A 22785-nucleotide genomic window follows, 5' to 3' on the forward strand; every position below is an offset into this window, starting at 1 on the left:
AATTGTTATTGTAAACTGCTGATATTCAGAATAGTATATATTATAAGTTCGTTTTATCTTTCTGGTTTAGGCAATAATTATTTAATAGAGTGAAAAAACTTCTTCTTATATTTTTGATGCTTCTGAGTATCAATGCGCTTAGCCAAATACCCATTTACAAATGGATGGGTGGTGATTCTATTGTAAATGCATCGGGTTCTTTAAAGAAAACTTATGTTGGGCCCAGACAAAATGCGGCATCATGGCAGGATAAGGAAGGGAATTATTACATTTTCGGTGGCGAGGGAAATGCTGCTGATGGCAAAACAGGAATACTGAACGATTTCTGGAAATATGACCAAAATGACGGTATTTGGGAATATCTCAGTGGTGATATCGAAATTAATACCATTCCCGGAAATGAGAATGCCCTGAGTTTTGATGGAAGAGATGACTACGTACAAATTGATGGTTTAATCCCTTACAAAAATGATTTTACTTGGGAGGTTTCTTTTAATGCTGAGCAATCAAATAATTCAAAGGGTCTTATATCTTTATTAAATTCATCATGCTGTTATGATGAGGGTACTACCACCAATTTTGGTCTATATATATTTAACACTAATATATATTATCAACGAGATGGTTTTGGTACTCATTTTATTACAAATAAAATTGAACCTAATACTTGGCAAAAAATATCCATGTCAGTTGAAGTTGATGCCGATGGTGAACAAGAATCGATAAAGTTTTATTTAAACGGACAGTTTCTAAATTCTATTCAAGATGATTTTGATGATTTAATTGATGTTACTGATACCACCTTAATGGCTACAATGATTGGACGTTCCAATTTTGGAAATTTTAAAGGTTTGATAAATGAGGTAGTGGTTTGGAATTATGCCAAATCAGAAAATGAAATAGGTGATGAATGGGCATCGAAAGTGTTGGTAACGGATGATCGCCTCACTGCTTATTATGGCTTTAATCAAGGGATCAGGAATGGTGATAATACATTCACTCAAATTCCCGAATATGAAACAAAATTCTTTTCTAGAGGTGATTCCGTAGATCATAGGCTAGTAGAAAACCAATGGAGGATCTCGCCAGGTGTTAAATTAACCAGACAAAACGATTATCCCTTATTTAATTATTCTACTTCGCCAACCTTTAATTCATTTGACCAACCCTTTAATACAGCATGGGCCATCGGTAAAACGGAAGATGTTGAACCCAGTGCTTATGACACTTTTTATCAAAATTATTTAAGCATGTTCAATAGCCCAGAAGGCTTTTTGAACAATCCCATTTCATTGCATCTTACGGAAGAGAATAGATATTTTGATGTCGAATTTACTCAATATACAGAAGACCCATCAACAACGGGCGGGTCGGGAGGTGGTGGCTTTGCCGTTTCCTATAAAGAAGTTACCGAGCCAATTCCTTTTGATACTTTGTTGGATAGCTCACCGAACGCTTACGATGGGAGATTAATCAATTTTACTAATAGATCTGAACCCTATTTTAAAGGAGAAATCGCTCAAGTTCGCATTTGGGACGTGGCTCGAACAGCAACAGAAATAGCTAATAATTTATTGGAGGTCAATCCGGAAACAACTGGATTGTTGGCATATTACGATTTTAATGATGGTATTCCAGAAGGGGATAACACTCAGGTAACTCAGATATCAGATAACACAAGCAATAATTTTAGTGGAAATATTTTGGGTTTCGATTTGCAGGATACAATTTCAAATTTTGGGGAAGCTACCTTACCTTCAGCTGGCAGTCCTACCGGAATATTGAAATTCGATGGTTTTGGCGATAATATTGAAATTCCATCTTTGACCGCTTACAAGGACAATTACACAATTGAAACTTGGTTCAAAACCGAAGAAGATGGTACTTTGTTTTCCTGGTCTCCACCAGGAGATGCCAGTGATTGGGCTGAGGGGGGTATTACTTTCTTTATTCAAAGTGGAGGAATAGCAGTTGATGTTTATAATGTGGGAGGCCCTTGGGGCGTGAGAAAAGGTGGCGCCAATATTACAGACAATCAATGGCATCATGTGGCTTTCACTATTGAAAAGGATAATAGCGACATAAATGAAAGAATAAGAATTTATATTGATGGTGTTTTGGAGAGTGAAACCTTCTTTAACTTTTCGGATATCATTAACGATGGATCGGGTAATTTTATTTCTAAAATAGGGTTTACCAATCGAAACTTTCCTTTTGTTGATATCTCCAGTGGCGGATTAACTCCCAGTAGTAATTCTAACTGGGTGGCAGGTAAAAACGGCAATGCCCAATTATCAAAATCACAGACCTTCTATATTTCAGATGAGGAAGATAATTTATGGATGTTTGGTGGTAAAGGATTGGATGAGTTCGCCAGTGAGGTATTAACGGCAGATTTAAGAAGGTATAATTTCGAAACACAATCATGGGATTTAATTTCCGGAACAGAAACTGTAAATGCTACTGGTGTATATGGAAATCTTAATGAGCCAAATGCCAATAATTCCCCGGGGGCCAGACTGGCTTCAAACGGTTGGATAGCCAATGACTCCATCTTTATTTTTGGGGGTGAGGGTTATGACAAAAATGGTGAGATGGGATTCTTGGGAGATTTATGGCTCTATGATATAGGGGATGATACATGGACGTGGCTTGCAGGTGCTGACACTATTAATTCACTAGGCAACCAAGGTGGTAAAGGTGTTGCCAACCCAAGCTTCATTCCTGAATCAAGGAAAAGGTTTTCATCTTTTAAGGACAATGAGGGTAATTTCTGGCTTTTTGGTGGTCAAACATCTGCTGAAAATAATAATCGAAATGATTTATGGAAATATAATCCTCAGAGCGGAGAATGGACTTGGGTTTCTGGCAGAGCTGAAGGTGACGAAGCCGGTGTTTATAATGCATTAGGGACCGCTGATCCCTCCAATCAGCCCGGAGCCAGGTCTGGAGCCCAAGTTTGGTATCAAAATGAGAAATTATGGGTATTTGGTGGCTTGGGGGTTGATGTAAATGGCCAAATTTTAGATCGATTAAATGATTTTTGGTCCTATGATTTTGATAATGATTTATGGACTTGGGAAGCTGGTCCAAACTTTTCTGGAAATACCGGTAATTATGGTGAATTAGGTATTCCTTCAACTGAAAACATCCCGGGTGCAAGGGAAAATGGTAATGCATTTTTAGATCAGGAAGGAAAATTAATCATGTTTGGTGGCTATAAATTCACACAAGGCAGGGCAGGGACTTATAATGATGTATGGAGTTATAATATTGAAACCAAGGAATGGACTTGGTTGGATGGAATCAATCAAACTGCTGGCTTAACAGTCACAAGTACCATTGGTACGATTGGGTCGGGAACAAAACTATTTCCCAAGGCAAGGAACGGAGCCCATACTTGGACAGACAATGATGGAAATTTCTGGCTTTATGCTGGTAGCCCTAATAGCAATTCGGCACTTGGAATGCTGAATGATATGTGGAAATATGATGCTGATAATGATTTTTGGACATATTATGGTGGCTCTACAGAATCAGATAGTACAAAAGGAGAATATGGAACAAAAGGGCTTGGAGCTATCACCAATAAACCTAGATCAAGATGGCACGGGGATTCTTGGTATGCCAATGATGGAAAACTCTGGTTTTTTGGTGGGATTTCGGCAGCGGGGAATGGCGGAGATATCGTCTGGCTCAATGACCTTTGGAGCTATGATCCTATTGGAGAAATTTATACTTGGGAAAGTGGAAGCAGTCAAGCAGATGCACAAGGTACCTATGGTTCTAAAGGTGTTTCAAATATTAATAATACACCCGGGGCAAGAAGTAGTGCTACTTCCTGGGTGGACGATGATGGCAATTTTTGGTTGTTTGGTGGATATGAAAGCTTTGAATACTATAATGATTTATGGAGATTTAACCCCTCCACCAAATCATGGACATGGATTTCAGGCCGGAACAGTCAAAATATCCCGGGTTCCTATGGAGTGAAAGGAGAGGAAAATAGCCAAAATGAAATTGGTTCAAGAAGATATACGGGCTCTTGGGTGGATGATGAAGGTAATTTCTGGATTTTTGGTGGTCAAGGTAGAGATAAATCCTCTCAATTAGGCCTTTTGAACGATTTATGGAAATACAATCCAGTAACGGAAAATTGGACCTGGATGAAGGGTTCCGATAGCGTCAATGCAACTGGCCGTTATGGTACTTTGGGTGTTCCTGATCCTAATAATAATCCACCGCCAAGATATGGCTATACGCATTGGAAAGATAATGTTGGCAATTTTTGGCTATTTGGAGGAGTTGCTGTAAGTGAATGGTATAATGATCTGTGGAGGTATGATGTAAGAACCAATGAATGGACCTGGTTTGGGGGTGGAAAGGCAATATTTGATGAATTGGTAGCTACAGCACCTTATTATAATCTAAGTAATTATGGCACCAAAGGAATTGGTGATTCAACCAATTCTATTGGTAACAGAGAGCGAGCCATGGGATTTGAAAATGATGGTAATGCTTTATGGCTATTTGGAGGAAGAACAGCAACCTCTCTTGGATATAATGACCTTTGGCATATTTCTTTTGTTCCAGGCAAGCCGTTCTTATATCCAATTGATACCGTTCAATCCACTTCTTTTAGTTTTAGTTTCGATGAAGCATGGGCAACTTCTTACATTATTCAATTATCACTTGAAGAAGATTTTAGCAGCGGTATTTCTGAATTCAACACCTCAAATAGAAATATTTCAATAGGGGATTTAGAACCTGCGACAAACTATTACTATAGAATTAAATCTGTGAATTCAATTGGTCAGTCTGAATATTCGGACGGGCATAATGTATTAACGCTACCATCAAAACCAACTTTTCAAGCAATTAATAATGACCAAATCAATCAAAATGAAGTGAATTTGGAATGGGATTTTTTGCCGGGTGAAATCAATGAGTATGTTTTACAAATTTCATCAGATTCAACCTTCACTAATAATGCAAAATTTATTAATGGATATACTTCAAAATCGATTATTAGTGATATAAATAATGATTTGGTTGAAGGACTTTCACCAGGATCAAAATACTACGGTAGAATTAAAGCCAATAATAATACTGGAAGCTCTATTTTTAGTGATGTGATTTCATTTCTAACTAAACCTGCTACTCCAATATTGAATGAATCTGCAACACAATATTCCATAACACAAAACAGTTTTCAGCTTAATTGGGGTTCAGTAAATGGGATTTATGATAACTACATACTGCATGTTGCAGAGGATAAGGATTTCGATATGCCTGTATCTGCTTATGATGGATCAAAGCCATCAAAAAATGAGACGGCCTTTATTGTTGGTGATTTAGAAGCTGGAACTGAGTATTATGTATATTTATTATCCGAAAATCAATCCGGTTTGTCCGAAAGTTCAGATACATTGATGATATTAACCCAACCTGAAGCTCCAGTCTTTAACACGACTAGTTATTTGTCGGAGGTCACTCAAAATGGAGCAGTATTGGAATGGGATACAATTTCTGAAATTTTTGATGGATATGAACTCGAAATTTCCTTGGACTTTAATTTTTCAAATGAAAACTTATTTTTAGAAGGCTACGGCAAAAATGAAAGCCCAAAAGTTGTCGATAAAATTCAAAATACGGATACGGTAAGAAATCTTCAGGCTGGAAACACCTATTTTGCAAGGGTTAGGGCTTTTAATAATTCAGGAGGTTCAAATTATTCTAATATTGTAAGCATTGAAACCATTCCTCTTGCACCCTCATTTAATAATATCAATAACATTACACAAAACTCAGCTTCGATCAGCTGGACTAGCCCCTCTGGAGCTGATTCTTATTTGATTGATGTGAATACTAGCCCTGAATATTTACCCGATAGCCTAGTATTTGAAAATTTTCCAGTTGCCGTTGCTTTTCAAATACTGGAAAATTTGCAGGCTGGAACTACCTATTACGTCAGATTGCAATCTACCAATGAAAACGGAAGCAGTGGATTAATAGCGCCATTTGATTATAATGATACTTCCTTTACAACGATTCCCGCTAATCCCTTTTTGGAAAATGCCATTGAAATCGGACAAAATACTGCGCTAATCGGTTGGGAAAGTATAAAGGGAGCGAATCGGTATTTTCTAGATCTATCCAATAATGGTTTTCAAACTTATTTCAATAATTATCAAAGTGTGGAAATAGATGAAAATGAATTTCTGATCGAAGAGCTTAATCCAGGTCAGCAATATCAGGTGCGACTTAAATCTGGAAATCAATCCGGAAATTCGGCTTATTCCAATGTATTTCTTTTCAGGACAATTCCTGCTCAGCCTATTGCGAGGGATGCTTCTACAGTAGCGGCTACTTCTTTTACGGCTAATTGGGACCCATCCGTTGGAGCTGAGTTTTATATTTTGGAAGTTTCCGATGATGACTTTTTGAATTATACTGAGCAAACTGTTAATTCGGCTATTCCGACCCGGATAACTAATTTAATAGAAGGGAATTCTTATCAATACAGGGTAAGAGCAGGTAATTCCTCCGGTATTTCGCCTCCCTCTAATGCAGTTGAAGTGATAGTTTCCACCAATTCTCAAACGCTTTCTTTAGCTAATCTTGATTTTCAAGAAAACTTCCAGTCGGGAACTGAATCATTGCCCATAGATATCCAATTGGGTGGAGGACAAGGCCAAATCAGTTGTCTTATTCGATACAAAGGCATATTGGATAATAACTGGCAGGATAGTCTGACTTTGGAGTCTATTGGTAATCAGCAATATAGATTTATTGTTCAGGAATTTATGCTCGATGAATTAGGCTTCGAGTTTGAGCTGTTTGCTACAGATGGGATTACTAATATTTTGAGGTCAAAAAATGTAATCTCACGAAGCTTCAATAATGACCAAAGCAGTGCTATTCCACTCTTAAATATTAGTTCGCAATGGCAAATGTTTTCAATTCCTTATGTGCTGGATGATAATTTGATAGAAACCGTTTTCAGCAGTCTTGCACAACTGGAATATAATACAGAATGGCGTTTGGTACATTATGATGGAAGAAATTTTGTGGATGCAGGTTCCGGTATTAATAGGATTGAATTAGGCAAAGGCTATTGGCTAAATTTTAAATCGGAAGGCGAAACCCAAATTAAGATAGGAAGTGGTAAAGTCAACATTGCCTCACCATTTAGTATGGCGTTGAGGGAAGGATGGAATCAGATTGGTAATCCTTACAATGTTACCTTGAACTGGGATGTCATTCGATCCAATAATCAGGTTTTTAACAGTGTTGACAGAACCTTGACATATGATCCACAAGAAGGTGGTTTTGAGGAAGATATTTTATTGGATGCTTTTGAGGGCGCATTTGTTTGGTCTGATGCTGATACCGAATTAGCCATATTTTTAAATAACTCATCTTCAAGATTTTCACTGGAAGGAGCCGACTATTTTTCATCTAATATTGATCAAAGCCGATGGATATGCCCCATCAATATCGAAACCGAAAATGGATCAAAAAATATTGCCACAGTAGGAATGTCAGAAGAAGCGCTAAACGGTAAGGATCACTTAGATAAAATGCAAGTGCCAAGATTTTTGGAATATACGGAAATGTTCACTCTCCATGATGATTATTTTTATCCGTTTTTTCAACAGGATATTCGGCCATCTGAAGAAAAAGAGAGATGGTTATTTAATCTTGCTTCAAATCAATTAAAAGGAAATGTTAAGTTAAGTTGGAATAATGAGTCTTTTAAAAATGCGATAAAACAATTATGGATAATCGATGAAAGTAATGGGCTTTTGGTCAATATGAACGAGAATGATAATATATCCCTTGATTTAAAAGATAATCACCAGATATCCATTCATCTTACCAAGGATAAAAATAGTCTGCCACTCCCTTTTAAAATGTCGATGGGGAACCCTTATCCTAATCCGACCAAAAATATTAATACGGTTAACATTTTGCTACCTGAAGCAATGGGGAATTATGAAATTTTGCTTGCATTATATAGTGCTGATGGCAGGAAGGTAGCAACATTGGCAGAGGGAGTTTTTGAAGCGGGTATTTACAATTTTCAGTTGGATTTCAGAGAATTTGAAAATGTAAGTTCGGGTATGTTGATATATAAATTGGCAGTGAGTGGCCCTAATGGGCAAACGATATTTAGAAAAGTAATTTTAAATAAATAACAATGGATTCTATAATTAAAAATAGTTTAAAATATGGATTGACAATGATGTTTTCCATAGTGGTATTTATAGCATCTGCTCAAATTGTTACAGATAAAACCAATAAAATTGTCATCAATTATAAAGGTGCCGATTTGAATACTTCCCTTCCCAATATTGAATGGGTTTATCCAAAGGTGGAATATACCAATACACAGGAAAATCATGTTCAATTAAAAGCTATTATCACATCAAGCATTCCTTTAAAGAGTGTTATGCTGGATGTTAGTTTGGGTGAAAATGGAAAGAAAATCGGTTCCAGAGCCGGTGAAATCGATGACCCTTTTAACGTTCAGATTGATTTGACTATGAATGTTATAAAAGGGCAAAATTGGATTGAATTGACCGCCATTAATGAGGAGGGAGGAACCGTAAAAGAGCATAGAAGTATTATGGTAGGTTTGGATGCAATTGGGGATGCTGTTACCATTGATAGAAAAGATTACGCACTTTTATTTGGAACCAACAGATACGATAACTGGAATGATTTGGTTAATCCTATTTTTGATGCTGAGGCTATTGGAAAGGAGTTGGAAGAGCGTTATGGTTTTCAAATTGAGATCGTAAAGGATCCAACGCAAGATCAAGTGATGACCAAATTAAGGGAATATGCTCAAAGAAAATATAAACCACAAGATCAGTTATTTATATTTTTTGCAGGGCATGGAATATATGATGAAGTTTTTGGAGAAGGCTTTTTAGTGGCCAAGAATTCCATAATTAATGATGTAAGCAAAAACACATACATATCTCACAATAGAATTAGAAGTAATATCAACAATATACCTTGCGAACATATCTTTTTGGCAATGGATGCCTGTTTTGGAGGTACATTTGATCCTGTATTGGCATCCTCAAGATCCGCCCTTTATGAAGATATTGATGATAAGGCATATTTGGTCAAGAAGCTTTCTAAGCGTACTAGAAAATATTTAACCTCTGGAGGGAAAGAATATGTTTCCGATGGAATTAGAGGATCTCATTCTCCTTTTGCCAAAAGTTTTTTGGAAGCCTTAAAAACCTATGGTGGAGAGGATCGAATCCTTATTTTGGATGAAATAAAATTATTTATGGAAAGATTGAGTACTACCCCTAGATTTGGTGAATTTGGGAATGATGAAAAGGGCAGTGATTTTGTATTTGTAGCGAATTGATGAATTCATGAGAAACTTTAAGATTAATAAAATATTGCCCTTCTGTTTAATAGTCATTTTTCATGCCTATAACGCTTATGCTCAGGAAATACAGATTATGAATGTGCAAATGAAAGGTGAAAATATAGAAGTGATGTACAACCTATTGGATGAAAGAATTGATCGTAGCTATACAGTCAATCTTTACACCTCCAAGGATAATTTTATTCAGCCAATGGAAAATGTTAGTGGAGATGTAGGTGTGGATATACCGGTAGGAAACAATAAAAAACTGATTTGGCATGCGAAAAAAGAATTGGGACAAGATTTTGAAGGAGATTTATCATTGGAGTTAAAAGGAAATTATTATGTTCCTTTTATTACAATTGATGGAATCACCGAAGGACGTGAGTTTGAAAGAGGTAAAGAACATGACATCATTTGGTCAGGAGGCAGGGGAGACAATATTTTAAATTTTGAATTGTATAGGGGAGATGATTTGATTGTTTCCTTTGAAGAAAGGCCTAACAATGGAAATACGAGTATTCAAATACCGGTAAAAGTGAAACCAGGTGAAAATTACAGATTTCGAATAAGTGATAAAAGAAATCGAGATGATGTAGTCTATACGGATTACTTTGTAATAAAAAGAAAAATACCTTTGAGCCTTCAACTTGTGGGTACTGCTGTTGTAGGAGCAGGAGCAGGCTTCCTAATTCAGTTTTTAATTCCCGAACCCCCTATTGGAGATCCCCCTTTGCCAAATAGATAATAAATTATTCTGTTAATTTTTAAGAAAGTTCGGGACAAAAGGATTACTCTTCCTGTATTTAAACCCTTGAATAAGAGATAAAATAAGAATAAGAGCTGCACAAGTAAGTGCAGTGTATGCAATAGATGGAACCTCTCCCCAATGTCGAACTGAAATGGCAATCAATGCCCAAACTGCTACCGCATTAAATTCACGCATGTAGCGAGTGTAAAGGAAATACAGAAATAGAAAAGTGGTAATTAAGATCATGATGATAGTCCAAACTTCCTCTGAAAAGAATAAGCTAAAGTTTTCTGTTTTTAGAAAAGCGGCAATATTAGTGACCGTTGCTACGGTTATCCATCCGCTATAGAGGCATATTGGCCACCATACAAAACCTATAATCTCTTTAGGTGCATCCCATTTTTCCATTTTTAAGCGGACCACTGCAATCATTAAAGCAGCTAAAATTATCAGCATAAAATCAACTGAAATTACAAATTGTTCATTTAGCCAAAACCAAAGCCAAAAACCAGATGCAACGTTGGCAACTGTCAACCATATACCTTGTTGAGCTAAAGTCTCTTGATGTTTATTCTTGAATGCTTGAATTAAATACCAAACGGCATTAATGAAAAGTCCTAAATAAATGAGTCCCCAAATCGAAAAAGCATATCCAGCAGGAGTGAATAGGCTATTGATTTCATCACTTAACTGCCCCATTTTATTGCCGTTTATAGCACCCGTACTCACGTAATAATTCCAATAAACAATAGCGATAACTGAGATGAGATTGACGATTCCGATAAGCTTTTTCATAGTAAAGGTTTTAGGAATTATACTTGTACTAGGGATAAAAGTTTGGATAGAGTCTAGAAACTAGCTTATCTAATTTAAGCCGGTCTGACTATCGTCTGACCTAAGGATTCCACTACCTAACCGATCCCATCTATATTTTTCAACCATATTTCGATTTTAAATCTAATCACGGTCTGACCTTCGGTACTGACCTAATTTACTGCCAGTAGGCTTAGTAAGGGGCTTTTAGTAAAGCACTCTAAACTTAATTGTATGTTCAATAGCCCTTAATTCTTTAATTAAATCCTTTGAATAGGCCTTATCTATATCCGTAATCACATACCCAATTTTCTCGTTGGTTTTTAGATATTGCCCTGCAATATTGATTTCATGCTTGGCAAATAGCTGATTGATTTTAGCAATGATACCGGGCACGTTTTTATGAATATGGATTAACCTATGAGCATTTTGCAATCTAGGTAACTGTAAATTCGGAAAATTGACACTGTTGGTAGTGGTTCCTGTGTTGATATATTCCATTATTCTGTTGGGAACGAAATTCCCTATATTTTCTTGAGCCTCTTCAGTGCTTCCTCCGATATGAGGGGTTAAGATTGTATTAGGCAATCCTTTTAATTCTGAATCAAATGGATCTTTATTGCTCTTCGGCTCCTCAGGGAATACATCTACAGCACAGCCCACAATTTTTCCTGATTCTATATTGGCTTTTAATGCAGGAATATCGACCACATGTCCTCGGCTTAAATTAATGAAAATTACATTTTCTTTCATTAAACTAAATTCATCTTCACCTATAATATTTTTATTATCTGGTCTGCCGTCAACATGCAAACTAATAATGTCGGCAGTTTGGAGCAGTTCTTTGAGACTGTCCAATTTAGTGGCGTTTCCTAAGGCTAGTTTTTCTTCCAAATCATAATAGTAAACATCCAAGCCAATGCTTTCGGCCACAACAGAAAGCTGAGCTCCTATATTTCCATAGCCGATAATACCCAGCTTCTTGCCTCTGATTTCCTTGCTTCCCTTAGCGGATTTGTCCCATTTGCCTTCATGCATGAGCACAGCCTTATCAAATATATTTCGCGTAAGCATAATGATTTCACCAATAGCTAATTCCACTACAGAACGAGTATTGCTGAAAGGGGCATTAAAAACTGCTATTCCTTTTTCTTGTGCTGCTTCCAAGTCAATTTGGTTGGTGCCTATGCAAAAAGCCCCAATGGCCATCAACCTATTGGCGTTTTCTAATACTTTTGCTGTGACCTGCGTTTTGGAACGGATTCCTAATATTGAAACGCCCTTAATTTTCTCCGCTAATTCTTCCTCATCCAATCCAGCTGGATATTCTTCCACTGTAAAACCCTCTTTTTCTAATAAACCCACTCCAATTGGGTGCACATTTTCCAGTAAAAGGACTTTAATTCTATTTTTAGGATATGAAAAAGCAGAAGTGATTTTATTTTCAAAAAGTACTTCCTCTAATGATGGGGCAATATGGTCTGCTTTTTTCATTACTTTTTCCCGGCTTATATTTTCTGTAAAAGCATAGAATTTATTGGCCAAACCTGCAGCTTTGATTTCGTAGTCATTATGGCCATCACCGATTACATATATGTCACCATCTAAATCCAGTTTACGAATGACTTCAGCTTTCCCACCATCTCTTGATAATGGATTCTCTTCGCTAAATCCTGTTACTTTGCCATTATCATCAAAAAGTAACTCATTAGCATAAATATGATCTTCTTTAATCCCTAATTCGGTCACAATGGGAGTGATGTACTCCTTAAAGCCATTAGAGATCACAAAAACAGTGTCAGCATATTTCTGAAAGAATTCTTTATTGCGCTGAAAAGAAGTAGAGACTTGTTTTTTCAATAATTCAATCAATTGGGGTAGATGGGATTTGCTCGCCTCTAATAATAATAACCTTTCTTTTAAAGAATCACGAAAGGAGATTTCACCATTCATTCCTAAATCGGTTAGTTCCTTAATTCGGGCTTCTGCTGCTTCCTTTTGGGGTAAACCTTGAAGAGAAATAGAAGCCAATAGATCCATTGCTTCTACTCGGGTTAAGGTGCTGTCAAAATCTATGATGAAATATTTATCCATACTGTAATACTGGTATTAAATTTTTAAATATATGTTATGCTTACAAGAGTCAATATTGAGGACTTTCTTATGTTATTAATATGTCTAAATTAACCCATATTGACATTATTTTAACTTATTATCGACAATATAAGCCAGCATTTTAATTTGTCTATTATCTATTATCTATTGTCTTCTCCCATCCCGATTTTAAATGAATATCTCTTTGTGGGAATGGAATTTCGATTTTGTGCTCTCCAAATTTTTTAAATATGGCGTAATACAATTCACTTTTAAATACCCCCGGTCTCTGGATGTATTCTGAAGTCCAAACTGCTAAATTGAAATCCAATGAACTGTCTCCATAGCCTTCAAACCAAAGGTCGGGTTTAGGGTCATCAAGGACACCTGGATGTTCATGCAATACATTTAAAACAATTTTTCGCACTCTTTCGGGATCTTCATTATAAGAAACACCTAATGGGAACTTAAATCGGACTCTTCTATCATTATGGCTCCAATTGATGACTTGGCTATTAATAAATTCTGAATTGGGCACTATCACTGAAATGTTGTCATTGGTAATGACCGTTGTGGAGCGCATTGAAATGGAATAAACATCCCCGTTGATATCGCCTACTTCAATTCTGTCACCAACTTTAATGGGTCTTTCAAATAGGATAATAATTCCAGAGATAAAATTATTGGTTACATTCTGTAGTCCAAAACCAATACCAACCCCTAATGCTCCTGCCAATAAGCCTAATGTGCTTAAATCAAATCCAGCTGATTGAAAAATTGTAATAAAGCCTATAACTATTACAGAATATCGGAAAATGGTTCCGATTGAATCCGCAACCCCTGAATCTCTAATGTATTTATTTAAAACTTTTTTGACCAGTATTTTACTAAGCCTTTTAGAAAAAAAGACCAATAGAATACTGGATATAATGATGAAAATAAGCGTCAGTAATGTAAAATCACTACCTTTAATATCGAAGATCACTACATTGAGTAGCTCATTAAATTTTTCCCAAAATTCTTTTATACCATTTTCAAATGATTCCATAAATCGAATATAATGATTTATGGTAATAATAAGGAAGAATCTCCATAAGATAGAAACCTATAGTCATTTTTTAAAGCTTGTTCATATACTTTTTGCCAATCATCTCCTATAAATGAGGCAATCAAAAGCATTAATGTGGATTCTGGTTGATGAAAATTAGTGATCAATCCATCTACTACTTGAAATTTGTAGCCGGGAAAGATGAAGATTTCAGTATCTCCATGTAAAGTGTCCAAATTATTTTCGTTCAAGAATTTCAATATGGCTTGAAAGCTGTCTTTTTTATTCGGCAAATTCTCATATCCTAATTCATAAGGATAAAGCTTTTTGATATGGAATGAGTCAGTTTCATTATTAATTAGTTGAACACCAAACCAATAAGCACTTTCCAAGCTTCTGATTGAAGTAGTACCAACCGCTATGATTGGATTATCGGCTTTAGCTAAAAATTCAATAGTTGATTTTTCAATTTGAATTTGTTCGCAATGCATATCATGCTCCAATACATTTTCTGTTTTAATAGGTTGGAAAGTCCCGGCACCAACATGTAGGGTCAATTCATGTATGCTATGCTTTTCTTGGATATCATTTAGAAGGTCTTCCGTAAAATGCAAGCCGGCAGTGGGTGCAGCCACTGCCCCTTCATTTTTAGAATAAACCGTCTGATATCTGGGTTTGTCTTCATCTGTTGCCGAACGATTCATATAAGGTGGAAGGGGAGTGCTTCCCATCATTTCCACTATTTCTACAAAAGGAACAGCATCATTGTCCCATTCAAATTGAATTTGATTTTGCTCGTAATCGGCATAACTTGCAGTAACTTTGATTTTACCATAATCCGATTCAAAAAATCTTTCTAAAGTGTCCGTTGTTTTCCACCTTTTTCTGTTTCCTATCATGCAATGCCACACACATTTCTTTTTCACTAACATGGCTTGTGCAACCTCTGGTGTGGGTTTAATAGGAGATAATAAAAATATCTCAATTTTTGCTCCGCTTTGTTTTTGAAAATGGATACGGGCTGGTATTACTTTTGTGTTATTGAAAATCAGGCTACTGTTTTCAGGCAAGAAAGAATTAATGTCATAGAAATGTTGGTGTTTAATATTGCCCTTTTCATAGATCAATAATTGAGAATGGTCTCTTTTTTCCAATGGAAACTTAGCAATCCTATCTTCTGATAAATTGTAATGGTATTTTTTTAAATTAATTTTTGATGCTTTTTCTAGAAGGTTCATTTTCTCCTGACGATCAAATTATTTTAGTGATAAACTAGATGTAGTTAGGCTTTGATTTCTATGCTGCCTTCTTTTTCATAGGTAATTAGTTCTTCTCTTAGCCAATTTGGGATTTCGATAGTAGTCTTAGTCTTAGTATCAAACATAACCTGAATGGAAGTTCCTATGGTATGTACTACCTTGTCTTCTGTTGTAATCATATATTCCAATACAAAACTTTTTTTACCCATTTCTTTTGTTCTTACCCAACATTTGGTTTTGGGCATGCCTATTTTTAATTCTATCAAATAATTACAATTAATATTAGCAAGCAAGAACATATGCTTATGCCAATCCCAAGAAGGGGAGGCTTCGAGCATATATCTACCCCGAGCTATTTCAAAATATTGAATATAGATTGAATTATTGACATGCGCCAATGGGTCTAAATCTGTCCATCGTACTTGAATATCTTCTGAAAATTTAAAATTATTGGGATCGGTATTGGGTTTCATCACATATGTTTAATTGAAATGCGAAATTACTATTTTAAATTTAGAGGAGGGTGAAATTCAATGAGAAATTGGAATAGATTCAATTATTTGATTTATGTAGATTATACTAACTTTATTTCATTAAGCGAAAAGACCGTTTATTCATTTATTGCTTTATTCTGTGCGTCACCCCTGCGAAGGCAGGGGTCTATTCATTTTAATTGTAGATTAAAATATTAAATTCATAATTTAATTATGAAGAAAAACATTTATATCCCTTGGTGGGATTGCAGAAACATAGTTTCAATAGGGTAAGATTCCTGCCTGCGCAGGAATGACGTTCTACTCTAATTTCAAGTGTCAACCACTAGTTCCTTTCTTTATCTTAAGTTAGCTCTAGCAATAGAATAGGTTAAAAATCAGAATTATAGTTGGTTGTTAAAGTTAGTAGAATCTCATAAGCTTACCCATTTCCTTTCATCAGAAGACTTTAGAGCCTTCTCAATAAACACCATTCCTCTAACACCATCATCTATACTGGCTTTAACAAAATCGCTTTTACTTTCTTCCTTCAAAATATTATCAAAAAATCCTTCATATATTCTTTGGAATGCCTCTGTGAAATAAGGGGAATGACCTGGTATATTAAATTCACTATTTTCTTTGGATTCCTTTTTCAATCCTTTTATAGATTCTTCTTTAAAGTCGGGATATTTTATTGTCAGTAAATTAGGTTGATTATGATTCCAAATTAATCCGGCTTTACTTCCATAAATATGCAGACTCAAATCCTGATCTTCACCTGTACAAATCTGGCTGGCTGATAAATATCCTTTGGCACCATTTTCCATTTCCAGCAATACATTGGTGTCATCATCATTTTTTCTTCCTTCGACCAAAATAGAAACGTCTGCCATCAAAGATTTTACTTTTAACCCGCTAACAGATTCAAGTAGGTTAAAAGCGTGAGTTCCAATATCCGCAATGGTGCCACCTTTTCCCGATTTTTCAGGGTCTGTGCGCCAACTTGCTTGTTTATGTCCTTCGGCTTCAATTAATTGAGATAGCCAGCCTTGCGAATAATCAACTTTTACCTTTCGGATTTCACCTAAATGTCCTGACTCCACCAATTCCCTTGCCTTTTCTAACAGAGGATATCCTCTGTAGGTATAGGTCATGGCAAATTCACCTTTGGCTTTATTTACAACTTTTTGAAATTCTAGTGCCTCTGCATAATCAAAAGCTAAGGGTTTGTCACAGATCACATGAAATCCAGCTTCTAATGCAAGTTTGGCCATTTCAAAATGTAGATGATTGGGAGTTACGATGGCCACAAAATCCATTCGCTCATTTTCATCCAATTTGGATTCTTTTTCAATCATTTCTTGATAAGATTCATAAATCCTATCCTTTTTTAATCCCAGTTCTTTGCCCTTTATCAATGATTTTTCTAAAGTGGAACTGAATGCACCGCAAACCAATTTAGCATTTCCGCTTGCCGTGGCGGTTATTCTGTGTATGTCTCCAATCATAGAACCTGGGCCGCCCCCAATCATTCCCATTTTCAATGTTCTGCTCATCTTTTTATTTTTAATGTTTCTTTCTCATTAATATTTTGAATTCAATGGATGAAAAGTTTTCTTTTGCTACCGACTGTAGTTAGTACAATTCCATTATTAATGATACACCAATCATTCTGACTTTCATCTTTCAATTCTCATTTCTTGGATAATTTTCACCAAAACAAAATAAAAAAATCAAAGTTTTAACATAAATCAAAACCTTCATTCCCCATTTATATAAACTTTAATTGAATTCAGTTCTTATTTCTTGAAACTAAACAATATCTTACTTAATATTAAATTTGAATATATAAATTTCGGGAATGAATAGAAGAGAAGCGATTAAGAAAACAGGCATGGCTTTGGGTTTTGCGGCTACTTCACCTTTATTGATGCATTTAATTCAATCTTGTGAAAGTAAACAACCCTTAGGTTGGAAGCCTCAATTTTTCAATGAGAAACAAGCATTGTTAATTGCAGCCATGGCAAACCAAATCTTGCCAAAAACCGATACTCCAGGCGCCTTGGATGTTGGGGTAGATGCATTTGTTGATAAAATGGTGGCTGAGGTTTACAGTAAGAATGAGCAAGAACAGTTTCTAGCTGGTTTAGAAAAAGTTGAAAAGAATAGTCAGTTAAAGAACGGGAAACTTTTTACCGATTTAGATAATCAAGAACAATACGACTTCTTATATGGGTTGGAAAGTGAAATCCAACACTTATCCTTTGATACAACGCCTCAAAAAAAACCATTCTTCCTTATGCTTAAAGAGTTGGTGCTTTTAGGCTATTTTACTTCTGAGGAAATTATGACCAAGCACTTGGACTATCAACCTGTTCCGGCTCAATTAATAGGCTGCGAACCAATGAAATCAAATCAAAAATTAAGGGTAGGAAATTATTTTTAAGAATGAGTAAAGAGAAAAATCAATTTGATGCCATAGTAGTGGGATCGGGAATCTCAGGCGGATGGGCAGCAAAAGAATTGTGTGAAAAGGGTTTAAAAACTTTAGTGCTTGAAAGAGGTAGAAATGTGGAGCATATCAAGGATTATCCTACTATGAATAAAGCCCCCTGGGAGTTTGATCATAGAGGAAAGGAATCAAGAGAAGTGCAGGAAGAATATTACGTACAAAGTAAAACTTATGCTTTTGATGAAGGATCCAAACATTTCTGGGTGAATGATAAAGAAAATCCCTATACGCATCCTGATAATAAGGAATTTCGCTGGATTAGGGGGAATCATGTAGGGGGAAGGTCTTTAACCTGGGGTCGTCAAAGTTACAGATTAGCTCCAATGGATTTTGAAGCCAATGCCAAAGATGGTATAGCTGTGGACTGGCCAATCAGATATGAAGATTTGGCGCCTTGGTATGATAAAGTAGAGGAATTTGTTGGAATTTCAGGAAGAAATGAAGGCTATGCCCAATTGCCTGATGGTAAATTCCAACCACCTATGGATATGTATTGTGTGGAGGAAAAGGTGAAAGGATCTATCGAGAAAAATTGGGATGACCGATTTATGACAATTGGTAGAACTGCGAATTTGACTCAAAACAAACATAACCGTACAAAATGCCAATACAGAAATTTATGTAGCCGAGGCTGCCCCTTTGGTGGTTATTTTAGCAGTCAAGCTTCTACTTTGCCTGCAGCATCTGCAACTGGGAATATGACATTAAGACCTCATTCCATAGTGGAATCGGTAATTTTAGATGAAAATACCAATAAGGCTAAAGGTGTTAGAATAATTGATGCCGAAACTAATGAATACCATGAGTATTATGCTAAAGTCATTTTCCTTTGTGCCTCAACTTTAGGGTCCACCTGGATCATGCTGAATTCTAAAAGCGACCGTTTTCCTGATGGTTTAGGAAATACAAGCGGAACATTAGGGAAATATTTAATGGATCATCATTTTGAAGTATATGTAAAAGCAGAATTTGATGATTTTAAAGATAAATATCATACCGGTTACAGACCAAATGGTATTTATGTACCACGTTTCCAAAATATCAAATCCCAACATCCTGATTTTATTAGAGGTTACGGTTTTCAAGGAGGAGGAAATAGAGTGGGCTGGGGCTATGGCAATAGATTAGCTGGATTTGGAGCTGAATTTAAAGATGCTTTAATGAAACCAGGTCCTTGGGAAATGTCTTTTATGCCTTTTGGCGAGACGCTGCCTTATGAAGATAATCAAGTCACCCTTAATGAAAATGTTAGAGATAAGTGGGGATTACCGACTCTGCATATTGATTGCGAATTCAAGGATAATGAAAAGCAAATGCGTAAGGATATGATGAAAACTGGTAAAGAAATGTTAGAAGTAGCCGGTGGAAAAAATATTGAAGCTGTAAATTTACCAGCTGTTCCAGGTTTTGGCATCCATGAAATGGGAACTGCCAGAATGGGAAGAGATCCGAAGACTTCTATGTTGAATAAGCATAATCAATTGCATGAAGTGCCCAATGTTTTTGTAACGGATGGTTCTGCTATGACTTCTTCTGCATGCCAAAATCCTAGTTTAACTTATATGGCATTAACCGCAAGGGCAGTAGATTTTGCAGTTTCTGAATTGAAAAAGATGAATTTGTAAATTGAAATGGAAATTTCATTAACCACACCGGCTTTACTTTTTCCAGCAATATCATTATTACTATTGGCATATACCAATCGGTTTTTAGCATTAGCCAGCTTGATCCGCAATTTACATGCCCGCTATATGAGTGAAAATGACTTGAAAATCAAAGCTCAAATTGCTAATTTGAAAAAGCGGGTGATATTGATTCGGAATATGCAGCTATTGGGGATTTCCTCATTATTCTTTTGTGTGGTAAGTATGTTCACCATTTACCAAGAATACCAAATGGCAGGAAGCATTATTTTCGGTTTCTCCTTAGTGCTCTTAATGATTTCTTTATTGCTTTCCATAATAGAAATCCAAATCAGTGTAAAAGCTCTAAATATTCAGATGGGGGATATTGAGAAGTAGGAATTTATTTAACTAAGGTAGTATTTTCAATTTTTTGGAATTATTAAATTCATTATATTTAGTAAAAGGTTATAAACGGAAACTAATAATCAATTTTACAAATATTTATTATTTGGTACTGAATATCAAATAGATTCAAGTTTCTCTCGTGTAATTGCCTAATAGGCTCTATTTAAGATGGGAATAAAAGATACAAAATTAGATTTAATGCAGAAGTTGATGACAGTAAATGATTCAAAACTTTTGAAAAAGGTGGAAAAATTACTGGAGGAAGAACTTACAGTAGGATATACGACTGACGGTTAACCATTAACAATTTCTGAATACAATAAAAGATATGAAATTGCAGAGGCTCAAATTAATTCTGGTGAGTTTATTTCTCAAGCTGATTTAGAAAAAGAGTCTGAAAATTGGTAATGAACGAATTTGAAATATTTTGGTCAAATCAAGCAAAAATTCTACCGATTCAGTAAAATACAAGTTTAATATAATTCAAGTATACCCATCTCAGGATTTTCTATAAACTCATTGATATTAGATTCATTCTTGATTAAAAGTTTTTCCAAATTATCATTTGATTGATTTCCACATTTTAAAATTATGACCTTGGGAGGGAAACCTTTAAACGACAGTAAATCTTCAAAATCCGTATCATTTGTCACGATACATTTGTTATTGATTTTTGCATAATTCCAAATGGCTAAATCAGATTCATCATGTTTAAAGTGATTTAAATATGGTCTGTGTTTGGAAAGGTCTTGGATAAATTCTTGCAAATTCTCCACGAAATATTAGCATCCAAAAGTAAGTCCATTTTTAGGCAGCAACAATTTTAGTAATTTCGTTTCTGTGCGCAGCAAAATATAGGGCAGCTCGGATTTGTTCTAAGCTTAGATATGGGTAATCTTCCAGAATTTCTTTTTCGCTCATTCCAGAAGCAAACCAATTAAGTACATCACTTACCGTAATTCTTGTACCTTTTAGACATGCTTTCCCAAATCGAATATTTGGATCAATACTGATAAATTCTTGTATGTTTTCCATAATGGTATTTTCAATATTTTTTAACATTGATAACAATACCTAAGTTGAATTTATAAAAATTTTATTGATTTTTCATAATATATCTTTGAGATGGTCATGCACTAGTCTTAGCGTCTCGCTAAGATTTTATTAAAAAAAAACATTATAAGTTTCTGTAAAATTATCAAATCAATTTACCCACTTCTGAGTTAACTATAATGTGCAAACTCAAGAAATTAAATATCCCAATAAAACACTCGATTTAGCCCGTAAAACAGGAGATGCTTTAGCTGATAAAACTGTAAAGACTTTATTTGAAAGCGGATTTAATCCATTGTCTAATGAGGCTTACAATGAATTGGTCTTTAATCATCAGTCTATTCCCGAAGACTTTCCTAAACACTTAAAACAATATTTTGCAGAGATAAAAAGCTTTCAAATAGATAAAAAGCTAGTAGAAAAAGGCTCTGAATTTTATGTAGAACATGCCTCTGCTATTATGCTTTGTTTAGGGATGTTATCTCTTCCTTATTGCTATGCTGCGGCAGAAGGAGCAAAAGTACTAAGCTTTTCCAAAAGGATTTACGAGCAACCCGAAAAACGTTTGACTGAAACTGCTGAATTTGTATTTGATGTTTGCAGTCCTGAAGCATTTACTCCACAAGGAAAAGGCTTTATCAGCATCGCTAAAGTTAGGTTAATGCATGCAGCAATTCGCTTTCATTTACTCAATAATGATAAATGGAGTAATGAATTAGGTGCTCCTGTTAATCAGGAAGACATGGCAGGAACTAATCTGTCATTTTCATTAATAGCCATCCGAGGTTTGAGAAAATTGGGCTATACCATTTCAGCAGAGCAATCTCAAACTTATATCCGCTATTGGAATCTGATAGGAGAGATGCTGGGTGTACATAAAGAGTGGTTGCCTGAAAGTAATCAAGATGCTTTTATACTAGAGCAAAAAATCAAAAACCGTAATTTCCGCAATTCGAGAGAAGGCGAGATGTTGGCTATCAATTTGCAGCGTTATATCAAAAATCAACCTTTGCCTTTTACTTTCCCCACGGAAGCAATGATGGCTTATCTTTTGGGCGAAGATATTTGCAAAATGATTGCTTTGCCTTTTGATAAACTTGAAGTGGATTTAATCAGCAATATCAAAAATCTAAATAACATCAGAAATGTATTTCCGGTGAACCACCAAAAAGAGTTTAGAAAGCTGAAGAAGCAATTTGGTGAAAGGAATTCCCAAGGTGCCCCCTTTAGATTTTTGACTAGCTTAAGCAGTTAAAATGATTCTTTAATAAACACCTAAACATTCATCACCTAACTTTAAACTCCCTAATTTTCCTTTTCTCTATAGATTTAGTAGATTTTTAGAATTTTAT

General features: G+C 35.5%; 15 protein-coding genes. 7 read left to right on the forward strand and 8 right to left on the reverse strand.

What is annotated here, in order from left to right; genetic code table 11:
- The first annotated feature begins 89 nt into the window (after positions 1 to 89).
- From ACFE0M_RS11790 to ACFE0M_RS11800, 3 genes are read left to right on the forward strand one after another with little or no spacing between them, the layout of a single operon-like run.
- Positions 90 to 8201: a Kelch repeat-containing protein gene (locus ACFE0M_RS11790; RefSeq protein ID WP_434545963.1), complete on the forward strand. Its 8112-nt coding sequence runs from the start codon at positions 90 to 92 to the stop codon at positions 8199 to 8201.
- Between the two features lie 2 nt (positions 8202 to 8203).
- Positions 8204 to 9394: a caspase family protein gene (locus ACFE0M_RS11795; RefSeq protein ID WP_434545964.1), complete on the forward strand. Its 1191-nt coding sequence runs from the start codon at positions 8204 to 8206 to the stop codon at positions 9392 to 9394.
- Between the two features lie 7 nt (positions 9395 to 9401).
- Positions 9402 to 10145, forward strand: coding sequence for a hypothetical protein (locus tag ACFE0M_RS11800; RefSeq protein WP_434545965.1), 744 nt, complete (start codon positions 9402 to 9404; stop codon positions 10143 to 10145).
- A gap of 12 nt (positions 10146 to 10157) precedes the next feature.
- Here ACFE0M_RS11800 and ACFE0M_RS11805 read toward each other — a convergent pair whose 3' ends face one another.
- The 6 genes from ACFE0M_RS11805 to ACFE0M_RS11830 form a co-directional block, all read right to left on the reverse strand.
- A complete protein-coding gene (locus tag ACFE0M_RS11805; RefSeq protein ID WP_434545966.1) occupies positions 10158 to 10943 on the reverse strand; it encodes a hypothetical protein in 786 nt (261 codons plus the stop codon).
- Between the two features lie 225 nt (positions 10944 to 11168).
- Complete coding sequence (gene serA, locus ACFE0M_RS11810; RefSeq protein ID WP_434545967.1) at positions 11169 to 13055, reverse strand: phosphoglycerate dehydrogenase; 1887 nt, start codon at positions 13053 to 13055, stop codon at positions 11169 to 11171.
- A 154-nt stretch (positions 13056 to 13209) separates the two neighbouring features.
- On the reverse strand, positions 13210 to 14103 hold the full coding sequence (locus ACFE0M_RS11815) for a mechanosensitive ion channel family protein (RefSeq protein ID WP_434545968.1): 894 nt from the start codon (positions 14101 to 14103) through the stop codon (positions 13210 to 13212).
- Between the two features lie 17 nt (positions 14104 to 14120).
- Positions 14121 to 15341, reverse strand: coding sequence for an S-adenosylmethionine:tRNA ribosyltransferase-isomerase (locus tag ACFE0M_RS11820; RefSeq protein ID WP_434545969.1), 1221 nt, complete (start codon positions 15339 to 15341; stop codon positions 14121 to 14123).
- Positions 15342 to 15385: 44 nt separating this feature from the next.
- Positions 15386 to 15835 carry an acyl-CoA thioesterase gene (locus tag ACFE0M_RS11825; protein ID WP_434545970.1) on the reverse strand — a complete coding sequence of 150 codons (450 nt, stop codon included), beginning with the start codon at positions 15833 to 15835 and terminating at the stop codon, positions 15386 to 15388.
- A gap of 434 nt (positions 15836 to 16269) precedes the next feature.
- Positions 16270 to 17394 carry a Gfo/Idh/MocA family protein gene (locus tag ACFE0M_RS11830; protein ID WP_434545971.1) on the reverse strand — a complete coding sequence of 375 codons (1125 nt, stop codon included), beginning with the start codon at positions 17392 to 17394 and terminating at the stop codon, positions 16270 to 16272.
- 305 nt (positions 17395 to 17699) lie between these two features.
- Between ACFE0M_RS11830 and ACFE0M_RS11835 the strand changes: the two genes are divergently transcribed.
- The 3 genes from ACFE0M_RS11835 to ACFE0M_RS11845 are packed head-to-tail and all read left to right on the forward strand — an operon-like array spanning position 17700 to position 20371.
- Positions 17700 to 18284 (forward strand): gluconate 2-dehydrogenase subunit 3 family protein, encoded by a 585-nt coding sequence (locus ACFE0M_RS11835; RefSeq protein WP_434545972.1) that lies wholly within the window; start codon positions 17700 to 17702, stop codon positions 18282 to 18284.
- A gap of 2 nt (positions 18285 to 18286) precedes the next feature.
- Positions 18287 to 19975, forward strand: a complete 1689-nt coding sequence (locus tag ACFE0M_RS11840) for a GMC oxidoreductase (protein WP_434545973.1) — start codon at positions 18287 to 18289, stop codon at positions 19973 to 19975.
- 6 nt (positions 19976 to 19981) lie between these two features.
- Entirely contained in the window at positions 19982 to 20371 is a 390-nt protein-coding gene (locus tag ACFE0M_RS11845) for a DUF2721 domain-containing protein (protein ID WP_434545974.1), read from the forward strand.
- Between the two features lie 482 nt (positions 20372 to 20853).
- Here the strand turns inward: ACFE0M_RS11845 and ACFE0M_RS11850 are convergent, their stop codons facing one another.
- Positions 20854 to 21156, reverse strand: coding sequence for a DUF5615 family PIN-like protein (locus ACFE0M_RS11850; RefSeq protein ID WP_434545975.1), 303 nt, complete (start codon positions 21154 to 21156; stop codon positions 20854 to 20856).
- 31 nt (positions 21157 to 21187) lie between these two features.
- Positions 21188 to 21415, reverse strand: a complete 228-nt coding sequence (locus tag ACFE0M_RS11855) for a DUF433 domain-containing protein (RefSeq protein ID WP_434545976.1) — start codon at positions 21413 to 21415, stop codon at positions 21188 to 21190.
- 199 nt (positions 21416 to 21614) lie between these two features.
- Between ACFE0M_RS11855 and ACFE0M_RS11860 the strand changes: the two genes are divergently transcribed.
- Positions 21615 to 22688 carry an oxygenase MpaB family protein gene (locus tag ACFE0M_RS11860; protein WP_434545977.1) on the forward strand — a complete coding sequence of 358 codons (1074 nt, stop codon included), beginning with the start codon at positions 21615 to 21617 and terminating at the stop codon, positions 22686 to 22688.
- Positions 22689 to 22785: the final 97 nt, after the last annotated feature.

It is taken from the genome of Marivirga sp., assembly GCF_051117495.1.
Lineage (GTDB): Bacteria > Bacteroidota > Bacteroidia > Cytophagales > Cyclobacteriaceae > Marivirga.

Excerpts from the sequence above, each read along its gene's own strand:
- ACFE0M_RS11795 (WP_434545964.1), top strand. The coding sequence starts at position 8,204 with ATGGATTCTATAATTAAAAATAGTTTAAAATATGGATTGACAATGATG.
- ACFE0M_RS11800 (WP_434545965.1), top strand. The coding sequence starts at position 9,402 with ATGAGAAACTTTAAGATTAATAAAATATTGCCCTTCTGTTTAATAGTC.
- ACFE0M_RS11805 (WP_434545966.1), bottom strand. The coding sequence starts at position 10,943 with ATGAAAAAGCTTATCGGAATCGTCAATCTCATCTCAGTTATCGCTATT.
- serA (WP_434545967.1), bottom strand. The coding sequence starts at position 13,055 with ATGGATAAATATTTCATCATAGATTTTGACAGCACCTTAACCCGAGTA.
- ACFE0M_RS11815 (WP_434545968.1), bottom strand. The coding sequence starts at position 14,103 with ATGGAATCATTTGAAAATGGTATAAAAGAATTTTGGGAAAAATTTAAT.
- ACFE0M_RS11820 (WP_434545969.1), bottom strand. The coding sequence starts at position 15,341 with ATGAACCTTCTAGAAAAAGCATCAAAAATTAATTTAAAAAAATACCAT.
- ACFE0M_RS11825 (WP_434545970.1), bottom strand. The coding sequence starts at position 15,835 with ATGAAACCCAATACCGATCCCAATAATTTTAAATTTTCAGAAGATATT.
- ACFE0M_RS11830 (WP_434545971.1), bottom strand. The coding sequence starts at position 17,394 with ATGAGCAGAACATTGAAAATGGGAATGATTGGGGGCGGCCCAGGTTCT.
- ACFE0M_RS11835 (WP_434545972.1), top strand. The coding sequence starts at position 17,700 with ATGAATAGAAGAGAAGCGATTAAGAAAACAGGCATGGCTTTGGGTTTT.
- ACFE0M_RS11840 (WP_434545973.1), top strand. The coding sequence starts at position 18,287 with ATGAGTAAAGAGAAAAATCAATTTGATGCCATAGTAGTGGGATCGGGA.
- ACFE0M_RS11845 (WP_434545974.1), top strand. The coding sequence starts at position 19,982 with ATGGAAATTTCATTAACCACACCGGCTTTACTTTTTCCAGCAATATCA.
- ACFE0M_RS11855 (WP_434545976.1), bottom strand. The coding sequence starts at position 21,415 with ATGGAAAACATACAAGAATTTATCAGTATTGATCCAAATATTCGATTT.